The organism is Variovorax sp. P1_H2 (genome assembly GCF_056405295.1).
Map to the genome: position 1 here is coordinate 58,681 of NZ_JBFUCJ010000022.1, position 12,041 is coordinate 70,721.

Sequence of the window (12,041 nt, forward strand, 5' to 3'; positions counted from 1 at the left end):
GATCTCAGCCTTGCCCTTCAGACCCGCTCCATCCAGATCGCGGCGGGCGTGCGGCCATCGCGGCGCTCCCAGTCGGCGACCTGTCTTTCGGCTTCTTCGCGGCTGATGCCGTGGCGCTGCTGGATGCGGACCAGCAGCTGGTCGCGCTGGCCGGCGATGACGTCGAAATCGTCGTCGGTCAGCTTGCCCCATTGCGCCTTGATCTTGCCCTTGAACTGCTGCCAGTTGCCTTCGACGGTGTCCGTGTTCATGGCGTATCTCCTTCAGGTTCAGATGGTTGCTCGCCGGTCGGAACACTCGCCCACCGGCGTGAAGCCACTGTCGCGGCGGACTGTCGGCGGCACGGTAGGACGCCCGGGGAAGGGCTCGTAGGCACTTGCCGACGCGGCCCGTGATAATCGAACGCACACCCGAAATCCGGAGACCAGCGCGCCGCACCATGATCATTCACAGCCTGCTCGATACCGACCTCTACAAGTTCACGATGATGCAGGTGGTTCTGCACCACTTTCCGGGCGCGCGCGTGGAGTACCGCTTCAAGTGCCGCAACCCCGGAATCGACCTGGCGCGCTTCGCGGTGCAGATCCGCGAGGAGGTGCGGCATCTCTGTTCTCTGCAGTTCCGCGAACCCGAGCTGAGCTACCTGCGATCGATGCGTTTCATCAAGAGCGACTTCGTCGACTTCCTCGGGCTGTTCCGGCTCAACGAGAAGTACATCGACATCGTTCCCCAGCCCTCGGGCGACCTCGAGATCAGCATCAAGGGGCCGTGGCTGCACACCATCCTGTTCGAGATCCCGGTGCTGGCGATCGTCAACGAGGTGTACTTCCGCAACACCCAGCCGCAGCCCGACCTGGCCGAGGGCCGGCGCCGCCTCGAGACCAAGATCGCCCAGCTGCAGGACGACCGGCTGGCCGACCTCAAGATCGCCGACTACGGCACGCGCCGGCGCTTCTCCAAGGACTGGCACGAGGAAGTCCTGCGCACGCTGTCCAGCCGCCTCGGCGCGGTCACCGCGCCGGCGCCGCTGCACGCGAGCGCGAAGCTGCCGCAGCTCGCCGGCACCAGCAATGTGCTGTACGCGATGAAGCTCGGCCTGATCCCGCTCGGAACCATGGCGCACGAGTACCTGCAGGCCTGCCAGGCCCTGGGCCCCCGGCTGCGCGATAGCCAGGTCTTCGGCTTCGAGTCGTGGGCCCGGGAATACCGCGGCGACCTCGGCATCGCGCTGTCCGACGTCTATGGCATGAGCGCCTTCCTGCGCGATTTCGACCTCTATTTCTGCAAGCTCTTCGACGGTGCGCGCCACGACAGCGGCGACCCGTTCCAGTGGGGCGAGCGCATGCTGGCCCACTACATCGCCAATCGCGTCGACCCGTTGACCAAGACCCTGATCTTCAGCGACGGCCTCACCGTGCCCAAGACCATCGAGCTCTACCAGCAGTTCCGCGGCCGTTGCCAGCTGGCTTTCGGCATCGGCACCAACCTCACCAACGACCTCGGCTACGAGCCGCTCCAGATCGTGATCAAGATGATTCGCTGCAACGATCAGCCGGTGGCCAAGCTCTCGGACACGCCGTCCAAGAACATGTGCGAGGACGAACGCTACCTGGCCTACCTGCGCCAGGTGTTCGAGATCGCGCAGCCCGCCGCGTGATGGGGGCGCGGTTTCCGAGCCGATGGCTGCGGCTGCTGACGGCCGGCGCCTTGACGATGGCCTTCCCGGCGCTGGCCGCCGCCGCCGAATTCGATGGCGGCAGCCTGTCGCCGCTGTGGGGCTTGCCCTTCGCCGGCATCCTGTTGTCGATCGCACTGCTGCCGCTGCTGGCGCCGTCGTTCTGGCACCACCACTACGGCAAGGTGTCGGCGGCCTGGTCGCTGGCCTTCCTGCTGCCCTTCGGGGCGATCTACGGCGCCCCGCAGGCCGGGGCGCAATTGGTGCATGCGCTGGTGGCCGAGTACATCCCGTTCATCATCCTGCTCGCGGCCCTGTTCGCGGTGGCCGGCGGCATCCACATCCGCGGCAACCTGCACGGCTCGGCGGGCCTCAACACCGCGATCCTCGCGATCGGCGCGGTGCTGGCGAGCCTGATGGGCACCACGGGCGCCTCGATGCTGCTGATCCGGCCGCTGATCCGCGCCAACGACAACCGCAAGCACAAGGTGCACGTGGTCGTGTTCTTCATCTTCATCGTGTCGAACGTCGGCGGCTCGCTGACGCCGCTGGGCGATCCGCCGCTGTTCCTCGGCTTCCTGAAGGGCGTCGACTTCTTCTGGACCGCGAAGAACATCTTCCCCGACACCCTGTTCGTGGTCGGTGCGTTGCTGGCGCTGTTCTATGCGCTCGACCGCTGGTACTTCAGGCACGAGGGCGTCGCGCCCTTCGACCCGACGCCCGACACCCGCGGCGTCGGTTTCGACGGCGTGGTCAATTTCTGGCTGCTGGGCGGCGTGCTGTTCCTGGTGCTGCTCAGCGGCATCTGGAAGTCCTCCATCGGTTTCGATGTCCATGGCACGCCGGTCGGCCTGCCGGGCATCGTGCGCGATGTCGGGCTGGTGGCGATCACGCTGCTGTCGCTCAAGCTCACCGCCGCCAAGGTGCACGCCGACAACCAGTTCGGCTGGGGCCCGATGATCGAAGTGGCCAAGCTGTTCGCGGGCATCTTCCYGACCATCGTGCCGGTGATCGCGATGCTCAAGGCCGGCCTCGGCGGCCCCTTCGGCGCCGTCGTCGCGGCCGTGACCCGGCCCGATGGCCAGCCCGATCCGGCGATGTACTTCTGGGCCACGGGCATCCTGAGCTCCTTTCTCGACAACGCGCCGACCTATCTGGTGTTCTTCAACACCGCCGGCGGCGACCCGCAGGCGCTGATGACCACCTACGCGACGACGCTGGMGGCGATCTCGGCCGGCGCCGTGTTCATGGGCGCCAACACCTACATCGGCAACGCGCCCAACCTGATGGTCAAGGCCATCGCGGAGAGCCGCGGCGTGCGCATGCCGAGCTTCTTCGGCTACATGCTGTGGTCGGGCGCAATCCTGATCCCCTTGTTCATCCTTTCCACCTTCATCTTCTTCCGTTGACCATGACCCAAGCCAAAGTCCTCGTCGCCCGTTCGATCTTCCCCGAGACCCTCGCGCGGCTCCAGGCGCACTTCGAAGTCGAGTCCAACCAGGCTGACGAGGACTGGAGCGCGGCCCAGCTGATTGAAAAGCTGCAGGGCAAGCAGGGCGTCTTCACCACCGGCAGCGAGCGCATCGATGCCGCGCTGCTGGCGGCCTGTCCCGAGCTGAAGATCTGCGCCAACATGGCGGTGGGGTACAACAACTTCGACCTCGACGCCATGACCGCGCGCGGCGTGCTCGCCACCAATGCGCCGGACGTGCTGACCGAGAGCACGGCCGACTTCGGCTTCGCGCTCTTGATGGCGACCGCCCGGCGGATCGCCGAGAGCGAGCATTTCCTGCGCGCCGGCAAGTGGAAGAAATGGAGCTACGACATGTTCTCGGGCTCCGACATCCATGGGTCGACGCTCGGCATCATCGGCATGGGACGCATCGGGCAGGGCATCGCGAAGCGCGGTGCGCTCGGTTTCGGCATGAACGTGATCTATCACAACCGCTCGCGGCTCGATGCCGCGCTCGAGGCCGAGTGCAAGGCGCGCTACGTGAGCAAGGAAGAGCTCCTCAAGACCTCTGACCACGTGGTCCTGGTGGTGCCCTACACGGCGGCTTCGCACCACACCATCGGCGCCGCCGAGCTGGCGCTGATGAAGCCGACCGCGACCCTGGTCAACATCGCGCGCGGCGGCATCGTCGACGATGCGGCACTCGCGGCCGCCCTGCGCGAGCGCCGCATCGCCGCCGCCGGCCTGGATGTCTTCGAGGGCGAGCCCAAGGTGCATCCGGACCTGCTCACCGTGCCCAACGTCGTGCTGACGCCGCACATCGCCAGCGCCACCGTGCCGACGCGGCGCGCCATGGCCGACCTGGCGGTCGACAACCTGATCGGCTTCCTGGTCGACGGCAAGCCGGTCACGCCGCTGAATCCAGCGGTGCTGGCAGCGCGCTGAGCGTCGTGGTCGAACTCTGGATCCTGCTGGCCCTCGCGGCCCTGAACATCGCGCTCGTGCTGTGGCTGCTGCTGCGCCCGCCGCCGGCGCCCGACCAAGCGGCGCTGGTCGCCACGCTGGCTGCCGGCAACGAGCGCATCGAGCGCGAACTGCGCCGCGAGATCAGTGAAAGCTCGCGCGGCGCCCGACAGGAAAGCACGCAGGCGTTCGCCACCTTCCAGCAGTCGCTGCTGCACCAGGGGGCGGAATCCACGCGGACCCAGAACGCGCAGATCGACGCCTTCGCGCAGCAGCTCGCGCTGCTCCAGAAGACGCTGGCCGACACCTTGAACACGCAGCTGCAGGGCCTGAGCGAATCGAATGCGCGCCGGCTCGCCGAAGTGCGCGCAACGATGGAAACCCAGCTCGCGCAGCTGCAGCAGAGCAACACGGCCAAGCTCGACGAGATGCGAAGGACGGTCGACGAGAAGTTGCAGAGCACGCTCGAGGCCCGGCTCGGCGAGAGCTTCAAGCAGGTGGCCGACCGGCTCGAGCAGGTGCACAAGGGGCTGGGCGAGATGCAGTCGCTGGCCGTGGGTGTCGGCAGCCTGCAGCGCGTGCTGACCAACGTGAAGACTCGCGGCGTGTTCGGCGAGGTGCAGCTCGAGGCGCTGCTCGAGCAGGTGCTGACCGCCGAGCAGTACGCCCGGCAGGTCGAGACCAAGCCGCGCAGCGGCCAGCGGGTCGATTTCGCGGTCCGCTTCCCGGGCCGCGGCGGCGACGGCGCGCCGGTCTGGCTGCCGATCGATGCCAAGTTCCCGCGTGACGACTACGAGCGCCTGCTCGACGCCCACGAGCGCGCCGATGCGCCCGCAGCCGAACTGGCCGCCAAGGCACTCGAGGCACGCATCCGCACCGAGGCCCGGTCGATCGCCGACAACTATCTGGCGGCGCCGCACACCACCGACTTCGCGATCCTGTTCCTGCCGGTCGAGAGCCTCTACGCCGAGGTGTTGCGCCGTCCCGGCCTGATGGATGCGATCCAGCGCCAGCACCGCGTGACGCTGGCCGGCCCGACCACGCTCCTGGCCATGCTCAACAGCCTGCACATGGGCTTTCGAACGCTGGCGCTGGAGCACCAGGCTTCCGAAGTCTGGAAGGTGCTGGGCGCGGTCAAGACCGAGTTCGAGCGCTACGGCGAATGGGTGGCGCGCATCAAGGAGCAGGTGGCCAAGGCCTCCGACACGCTCGACAAGGCCGACACCCGCGCCCGCCAGATGCGGCTGGCGCTGCGCAAGGTCGAAGCGCTGCCCGAGGCGCAGACCCAGGCGTTGCTGCCGCTGACCGACGACGAGGACGACGGCACCCCGTGAGCGCCGCCCGGCCGCCCGAAGGCGTTCGCACCGCAGTGCGGAGCACGCAGGTTCACCTATGAATGCTGGATTGTTGCGCCTGATCCTCGCGCAGGTCTGCCTGCACGCGGCGATGACGGGCACCCGGCTGGCGGCCCCGTTGCTGGCCTTGCGCGAGGGCTACAGCCCGGCGGCGGTCGGGATGCTGCTGGCGCTGTTCGCGCTGACGCAGGTGTTCCTGGCGCTGCCGGCCGGGCGTTTCGCCGATCGGCACGGCCTCCGGCGGCCGCTGGGCATCGCGGTGACTGCGGCGACCTGCGGGGCCGCGTTGGCCGGCGCCTGGCCGGTGTTCCCGGTGCTTTGCCTGGCGGCGCTGCTGACCGGCGGCGCCACCGGCATCGCCGTGATCGCGCTGCAGCGCCATGTCGGCCGCGCGGCCACCAACCCGACCCAGCTCAAGCAGGTGTTCAGCTGGTTGGCCATCGCGCCGGCGGCGGCCAATTTCGTCGGGCCTTTTGCCACCGGGCTGCTGATCGACCATGCCGGGCCGGTGCCCGGCGACCTGATCGGCTATCGCGTGGCTTTCGGACTGCTGGCGCTGCTGCCGATCGCCTGCTGGCTGCTGGCGCGCGGGACGGCCGAACTGCCCTTGTCGCGGCCTGCCGCCGGCGCGCCGAGGCCGCGCGCCTGGGACCTGCTCGGCCAGCCGATGTTCAGGCGGCTGCTGTTCGTGAACTGGCTGCAGTCCGCGTCCTGGGACGTCCACACCTTCGTGCTGCCGCTGCTGGGCCACGAGCGCGGCCTGAGCGCCTCGATGATCGGAACCATCCTCGGCGCCTTCGCGGTGGCCGCGGCCGGCATCCGCCTGCTGCTGCCGATGCTGGCCTCGCGCGCCAGCGAGCGCGGCGTGATCGCGGCGGCCAATGGGGTCACGGCTCTGGTGTTCGCGGTCTATCCGCTGATGAGCTCGGCGCTCGGCATGGGCGCCTGCTCGGTGGTGCTCGGCATCGCGCTCGGCGCAGTGCAGCCGATGGTGATGAGCATGCTGCACCAGATCACGCCGCATGCCCGCCACGGCGAGGCGCTCGGCCTGCGCGTGATGACGCTCAACGCCTCCAGCGTCGCCATGCCGATGCTGTTCGGCGCCGCCGGCGCGCTGATCGGCGTCGCCGGCGTGTTCTGGATCGTTGGCGGCGTGGTGGCCCTGGGCACCCGCTCGGTGTTCGGACTTCAGGTCCCGCGCAGCGAGGTCACGCACTGACCACGCACTGACGTCTTTGCCCCGGCCGGCTGGGGGCGAGCTACAGCTTGTAGAAGGTCTTGATGTAGTCCCACGCATCGGCGGGCGCATCGACGTACTCGATCAGCTTCACGTCCTCGGGCGAGATCACGCCTTCCTCGGCCAGGAACTCGAAATTGACCAGCTGCTTCCAATAGTCCGAGCCGAACAGCACGATCGGCACCGGCTTGGCCTTGCGGGTCTGCACCAGCGTGATGACTTCGAACAGTTCGTCCAGCGTGCCGAAGCCGCCCGGGAAGGCCACCAGCGCCTTCGCCCGCATCATGAAATGCATCTTGCGGATCGCGAAATAGTGGAACTTGAAGCTCAGCGCCGGCGTCACGTACGGATTGGCTTCCTCTTCCATCGGCAGCGCGATCGCCAGCCCGACCGAGAGGCCGCCGCCCTCGTAGGCGCCGCGATTGGCCGCCTGCATGATGCCGGGCCCGCCGCCGGTGCAGACGAAGAGCTTGTCCTGCGGCTCGCGGTCGTTGCTGTACTGCGCCACCATCTTGCCGAAGGCGCGCGCCTTTTCGTAGTAATGCGAGCTGCGCGCGAGCTTGCGCCAGCGGTCGGCCGCCGCGCTGTCGCCGGCGGCCTCGGCCTGGGCGATCAACGCGCCCGATTCCTCCTCGCTGCGGAAGCGCGCGCTGCCGAACACCACCACCGTGTTCTCGATGCCGTGGGCCCGCATCTCGAGGTCGGGTTTCATGAGCTCGAGCTGCATGCGCAACCCGCGGGTTTCGCGCCGCAGCAGGAACTCGGGGTCGGCGAAGGCCAGCCGCGAAGGGTCGTTGTGCAGCGGCAGCCCCTTGTCCGAATGGGCCTGCAGGGTGGCCCAGGCGTCGGCCAGCCGCTTGTCGTGAAGGTCGTGTGTGCTGTTGTGCATGGTCATGCCGGAATAACGGTTCTGGATTGTGCGCGTTGCAGGTTCCGGGCCGGCTTTGTGGAGTTTCAGGAAAAGATACGCAAAAAAGGCTCCCGCGGGAGCCTTTTCGCCGAGTCGCAGCCGTTCAGACGCGCTTGCGGTATTCGYCGGTGCGGGTRTCGATTTCGATCTTGTCGCCCTGGGCGACGAACAGCGGCACGCCGATCTCGAAGCCGGTGGAGATCTTGGCCGGCTTCATGACCTTGCCCGAAGTGTCGCCCTTGACGGCCGGCTCGGTCCAGGTGATTTCGCGCTCGACGCTGGTCGGCAGTTCGACCGAGATCGCCTTGCCGTCGTAGAACACCACTTCGACCGGCATGCCGTCCTCGAGGTAGTTGAGCGAGTCGCCCATGTTCTCGGCTTCGACTTCGTACTGGTTGTACTCGGTGTCCATGCAGACGTACATCGGGTCGGCGAAGTAGGAATAGGTGCACTCCTTCTTGTCGAGCACGATCTGGTCGATCTTGTCGTCGGCCTTGAAGACCACTTCGGTGTTGAAGTTGGCGATCAGGCTCTTGAGCTTCATGCGCACCGTGGCGGAGTTGCGGCCGCCGCGGCTGTATTCGGTCTTCAGGACGACCATCGGGTCCTTGCCGTGCATGATCACGTTGCCAGCGCGGATTTCTTGAGCGATTTTCATAAACAGGGTCTCTGGATGTTGGCCGCTCGGAGCACGGTCAGGCCCTTTGGCCCTCTGGCGCATTCACCGCGGCGGGTTCAGCGGAAGCTTCGACTGACCCAACCCGCGGGCTGGTACGGCGTCGGAATTCCGCAAAGCCCGCAATTTTAGCTTTTTTGGACGATGCATCGCCGAAGCCGGGTCAAAAGGTCGTCCTGCGCGAGCAGTCGCGCGCGCGCTGCCTGCGTGGTGCGGGCCCAGGAGGCGAGGGTCGCGGGGTCCAGAAGCGGCAGCTCGCCGGCGCCGATGCCGCTCCACAGGTGATGGAAGGCGCGTAGCGAAGGCGGCGCCTCCAGCCAGTCCAGGAAGGCGTTGAGCTTCTCGTGGTGGGCGTCGTCGTCCTGGGGATAGATCTGCCAGACGAAAGGCGCGCCGGCCCAGAGCGCCCGCACCAGCGAATCCTCGCCGCGGACGAAATTGAGGTCGCAGGCCCACAACAGGTGGTCGAACTCCGCTTGCGGCAGGGCGGGCAGCCAGGTGATGGCCAGCGCCCCACGCTGCGCCGGGCCGGGCGGCAACGCGGCGCTGGCGCGCCCGGCGGTGACCAGCAGGCGGGTCGGCCCGGCCGCGTGCTCGAACTGCGCCAGCAAGGCCGCCAGCGCCGGCGGCTCGTAGCAGAACAGGGAGACCAGCCGTTCGCCTTGCCACGCGATGCCCTGCCGCGCCAGCCAGGCGGCGCGGTCGAAGCGCTCGCGCCGTGCCATCAATCCGCTCCCGCGCAGCAGGCCGCCCGTGCGCGCGGTGAATCCCGGGTAGAAGAAATGCTTGGTCAGGCCAGCGCCGGGTTGCCGGAATACCGGGGAGGGCAGCCCGTGGAGGCGCTCGACGTACGGTTCCGCCGACAGGTATTCCAGGTTGATCCAGCGGTGGCTGGCGCCGTCCCGGCGTCTTTGTTCGGCGAAGCGGGCGACGGCCTCTGGCGCGGGATCGCAGCCGAAGGCCTCGATCAGCACGTCCGGTGCCGGGGCCTCGGCGGCCGCGCGCGCCGCATCGACCGCAGTCCAGTGGATGACCGTGACGCCCTCGCAGCCGTCCGGCGCCATCCACGCCAGCGCGGCCGGGTCGTCGATCCACAGCCGCACCGTGTCGCCCTCGGCGGCCAGCCCGGTCGCCAGCCGCCAACAGACGCCGACGTCGCCATGGTTGTCGATCACCTTGCAGAAAATTTCCCAGCGCATCGCGGGATACTCTACAGCCCCTCATGAAGACACCGGAGACAGCGTCCATGCCACACCATTCGGCCGACATCCTCTGGCAGCGCGGCGACCAGGACTTTCTGGGCAACCGCTACAGCCGCCGCCACACCATCCGCTTCGACGGCGGCGCCGAATGGGCCGGCTCGTCCTCGCCCCACGTGGTGCCGCTGCCCTTGTCGGACGCCTCCGCGGTCGATCCCGAAGAGGCCTTCGTCGCCTCGCTGTCGAGCTGTCACATGCTGTGGTTCCTCTCGATCGCGGCCTCGCGCGGTTTCTGCGTCGAACGCTATGCCGACAGCGCCAGCGGAAAGATGGGGCGCAACGCCGACGGGAAGATCGCGATGACCGTCGTCACCCTGCGCCCCGTGGTGCAGTTCTCGGGCGACAAGCTGCCGTCGCCGGAGCAGCACGAGGCGATGCACCACTCGGCGCACGACCAGTGTTTCATCGCCAACTCGGTCAGGACCGAGGTGCGCTGCGAGCCGCTGCTGGCGGCCGCCACGCCACAATGAAGACGATGTCAGAGACCCGACCCGCGCATTCCGATCAACTGCTCAGCGAAGTGGCGGCCTTGCCGCAACTGCCCGGCGTCTACCGCTATTTCGACGCCGCCGGCGCGGTGCTCTATGTGGGCAAGGCGCGCAACCTCAAGAAGCGGGTGGCGAACTACTTCCAGAAGAACCAYGGCGGCACGCGCATCGGCCACATGATCTCGAAGATTGCGCGCATGGAGACCACCGTGGTGCGCTCCGAGGCCGAGGCGCTGCTGCTCGAGAACAACCTGATCAAGTCGCTGAAGCCGCGCTACAACATCCTTTTTCGCGACGACAAGAGCTACCCGTACCTGAAGATCGCCTCGCACGATTTCCCGCGCCTGGCCTACTACCGCGGCGCGGTCGACCGCAAGCACCGCTACTTCGGCCCCTACCCGAGCGCCTGGGCGGTGAAGGAATCGATCCAGCTGCTGCAGAAGGTGTTCAAGCTGCGCACCTGCGAGGACACGGTCTATGCCAATCGCACGCGGCCCTGCCTGCTCTACCAGATCAAGCGCTGCACCGCGCCCTGCGTCGGCCATATCACGCCCGAGGCCTACGCGCAGGACGTGGCCAACGCCGAGGCCTTCCTGATGGGCGACACGCAGGCGGTGCTGACGCAGCTCGAGGCCCGCATGATGGCGCATGCCGAGAAGCTGCAGTTCGAGCAGGCGGCCGAGCTGCGCAACCAGATGTCGGCGCTGTCGCGCGTGCTGCACCAGCAGTCGATCGAGATCGCCTCCGACAAGGACGTCGACATCCTCGTGGTCAAGGTGCAGGGCGGCAAGGCCTGCGTCAACCTGGCGATGGTGCGCGGCGGCCGGCACCTGGGCGACCGGGCCTACTTCCCGGTGCACGTCGAGGACGCGTCGCAGATGCAGCATGCCGAGGCCGAGGGCGACGACAGTCCGCCGCCGGCTGACGCGGTCGAGGTGCAGGTGCTCGAGGCCTTCATTGCCCAGCACTACATCGACGTGCCGGTGCCTGCCACGCTGGTGCTCAGCGAGCCGGTGAGCCGCGAGCTGATCGAGGCCGTGTCGCAGCAGTCCGGGACGCGCATCACGGCCGTGTTCCAGCCGCGCGAGCAGCGCCGGCTGTGGCTCGAGATGGCGAGCAAGAATGCCGGGCTGCAACTGGCCCGCCTGCTGGCCGAGGAAGGCTCGCAGCAGGCCCGCACGCGGGCACTGGTCGATGCGCTCGAACTGGTGCCCGACGACCTCGACACCTTTCGCATCGAGTGCTTCGACATCTCGCACACCGCGGGCGAGGCGACCCAGGCCTCGTGCGTGGTGTTCGAGCACCATGCGATGCAGAACCGCGAGTACCGGCGCTACAACATCGAGGGCATCACGCCGGGCGACGACTACGCGGCCATGCGCCAGGTACTGCACCGCCGCTACGGCAAGCTGGCCGAGGCGATGGCAGCCGAGACCGAGGCGCCGCCGGCCGGCGATGCCGCCGGCGCCGATGCGAAGCCGGGCACCCGGTCGGCGCGCATGCCCGAGCTGGTGCTGGTCGATGGCGGCAAGGGCCAGGTGTCGATGGCGCGCGAGGTGTTCAGCGAACTGGGCCTGCCGCTGTCGCTGATCGTCGGGGTCGAGAAGGGCGAGGGCCGCAAGGTCGGTCTGGAGGAACTGGTGTTCGCCGACGGGCGCGAGAAGGTGTACCTGGGCCGCGATTCGGCCGCGCTGATGCTGGTGGCGCAGATCCGCGACGAGGCGCACCGCTTCGCGATCACCGGCATGCGCGCCAAGCGCGCCAAGGTGCGGGTCGGCGGCAGCCAGCTCGAGGACATCCCGGGCATCGGGCCTAAGCGGCGCGCGCGCCTGCTGCAGCGATTCGGCGGCATCCGCGGCGTGGCGGCGGCGAGCGTCGAGGACATCGCGTCGGTCGACGGCATCGCCTTCGACCTGGCCGAAGAGATCTACCGCGCCTTGCATTAGGCCGGCGCCGGGCCGCCCCAAGGCGGCCTGCGGCCCCCTTGGGGGGCAGCGACCCACACGCAGTGGGGGAGCGTGGGGG

General features: G+C 68.1%; 11 protein-coding genes. 7 read left to right on the forward strand and 4 right to left on the reverse strand.

Annotated features, from left to right (window positions below; all coding sequences use genetic code 11):
- Positions 1-17: 17 nt before the first annotated feature.
- A complete protein-coding gene (locus AC1D2E_RS10670) occupies positions 18-251 on the reverse strand; it encodes a CsbD family protein (protein ID WP_478197374.1) in 234 nt (77 codons plus the stop codon).
- A gap of 188 nt (positions 252-439) precedes the next feature.
- Between AC1D2E_RS10670 and pncB the strand changes: the two genes are divergently transcribed.
- Genes pncB through AC1D2E_RS10695 form a run of 5 tightly spaced genes read left to right on the forward strand, consistent with a single transcriptional unit; the run spans position 440 to position 6,665 of the window.
- Positions 440-1,657: a nicotinate phosphoribosyltransferase gene (pncB, locus tag AC1D2E_RS10675; protein ID WP_478171939.1), complete on the forward strand. Its 1,218-nt coding sequence runs from the start codon at positions 440-442 to the stop codon at positions 1,655-1,657.
- Positions 1,657-3,084: a sodium:proton antiporter gene (locus tag AC1D2E_RS10680; RefSeq protein WP_478197375.1), complete on the forward strand. Its 1,428-nt coding sequence runs from the start codon at positions 1,657-1,659 to the stop codon at positions 3,082-3,084. Before pncB ends, AC1D2E_RS10680 begins: the two co-directional genes overlap by 1 nt.
- Positions 3,085-3,086: 2 nt before the next feature.
- Positions 3,087-4,073, forward strand: coding sequence for a 2-hydroxyacid dehydrogenase (locus AC1D2E_RS10685; RefSeq protein WP_478197376.1), 987 nt, complete (start codon positions 3,087-3,089; stop codon positions 4,071-4,073).
- Between the two features lie 5 nt (positions 4,074-4,078).
- Positions 4,079-5,425: a DNA recombination protein RmuC gene (locus AC1D2E_RS10690; protein ID WP_478197377.1), complete on the forward strand. Its 1,347-nt coding sequence runs from the start codon at positions 4,079-4,081 to the stop codon at positions 5,423-5,425.
- Between the two features lie 58 nt (positions 5,426-5,483).
- Positions 5,484-6,665, forward strand: coding sequence for an MFS transporter (locus AC1D2E_RS10695; protein WP_478197378.1), 1,182 nt, complete (start codon positions 5,484-5,486; stop codon positions 6,663-6,665).
- 40 nt (positions 6,666-6,705) lie between these two features.
- Here AC1D2E_RS10695 and AC1D2E_RS10700 read toward each other — a convergent pair whose 3' ends face one another.
- The 3 genes from AC1D2E_RS10700 to earP form a co-directional block, all read right to left on the reverse strand.
- Positions 6,706-7,578, reverse strand: a complete 873-nt coding sequence (locus tag AC1D2E_RS10700; protein ID WP_478197379.1) for an LOG family protein — start codon at positions 7,576-7,578, stop codon at positions 6,706-6,708.
- Between the two features lie 118 nt (positions 7,579-7,696).
- Entirely contained in the window at positions 7,697-8,251 is a 555-nt protein-coding gene (efp, locus tag AC1D2E_RS10705) for an elongation factor P (protein ID WP_478197380.1), read from the reverse strand.
- Between the two features lie 146 nt (positions 8,252-8,397).
- Positions 8,398-9,468 (reverse strand): elongation factor P maturation arginine rhamnosyltransferase EarP, encoded by a 1,071-nt coding sequence (earP, locus tag AC1D2E_RS10710; protein WP_478197381.1) that lies wholly within the window; start codon positions 9,466-9,468, stop codon positions 8,398-8,400.
- A gap of 47 nt (positions 9,469-9,515) precedes the next feature.
- On the opposite strand from earP, the gene AC1D2E_RS10715 reads away from it, so the two are divergent.
- Both AC1D2E_RS10715 and uvrC read left to right on the forward strand, forming a co-directional pair.
- The gene (locus tag AC1D2E_RS10715; RefSeq protein ID WP_478197382.1) at positions 9,516-9,998 is read left to right on the forward strand and encodes an OsmC family protein; all 483 of its coding nucleotides are present in this window, start codon (positions 9,516-9,518) and stop codon (positions 9,996-9,998) included.
- A 5-nt stretch (positions 9,999-10,003) separates the two neighbouring features.
- Entirely contained in the window at positions 10,004-11,962 is a 1,959-nt protein-coding gene (gene uvrC, locus AC1D2E_RS10720) for an excinuclease ABC subunit UvrC (protein ID WP_478197383.1), read from the forward strand.
- The last annotated feature ends 79 nt before the right edge of the window (positions 11,963-12,041 follow it).

Excerpts from the sequence above, each read along its gene's own strand:
- earP (WP_478197381.1), bottom strand. The coding sequence starts at position 9,468 with ATGCGCTGGGAAATTTTCTGCAAGGTGATCGACAACCATGGCGACGTC.
- AC1D2E_RS10700 (WP_478197379.1), bottom strand. The coding sequence starts at position 7,578 with ATGACCATGCACAACAGCACACACGACCTTCACGACAAGCGGCTGGCC.
- AC1D2E_RS10695 (WP_478197378.1), top strand. The coding sequence starts at position 5,484 with ATGAATGCTGGATTGTTGCGCCTGATCCTCGCGCAGGTCTGCCTGCAC.
- AC1D2E_RS10715 (WP_478197382.1), top strand. The coding sequence starts at position 9,516 with ATGCCACACCATTCGGCCGACATCCTCTGGCAGCGCGGCGACCAGGAC.
- pncB (WP_478171939.1), top strand. The coding sequence starts at position 440 with ATGATCATTCACAGCCTGCTCGATACCGACCTCTACAAGTTCACGATG.
- AC1D2E_RS10670 (WP_478197374.1), bottom strand. The coding sequence starts at position 251 with ATGAACACGGACACCGTCGAAGGCAACTGGCAGCAGTTCAAGGGCAAG.
- AC1D2E_RS10685 (WP_478197376.1), top strand. The coding sequence starts at position 3,087 with ATGACCCAAGCCAAAGTCCTCGTCGCCCGTTCGATCTTCCCCGAGACC.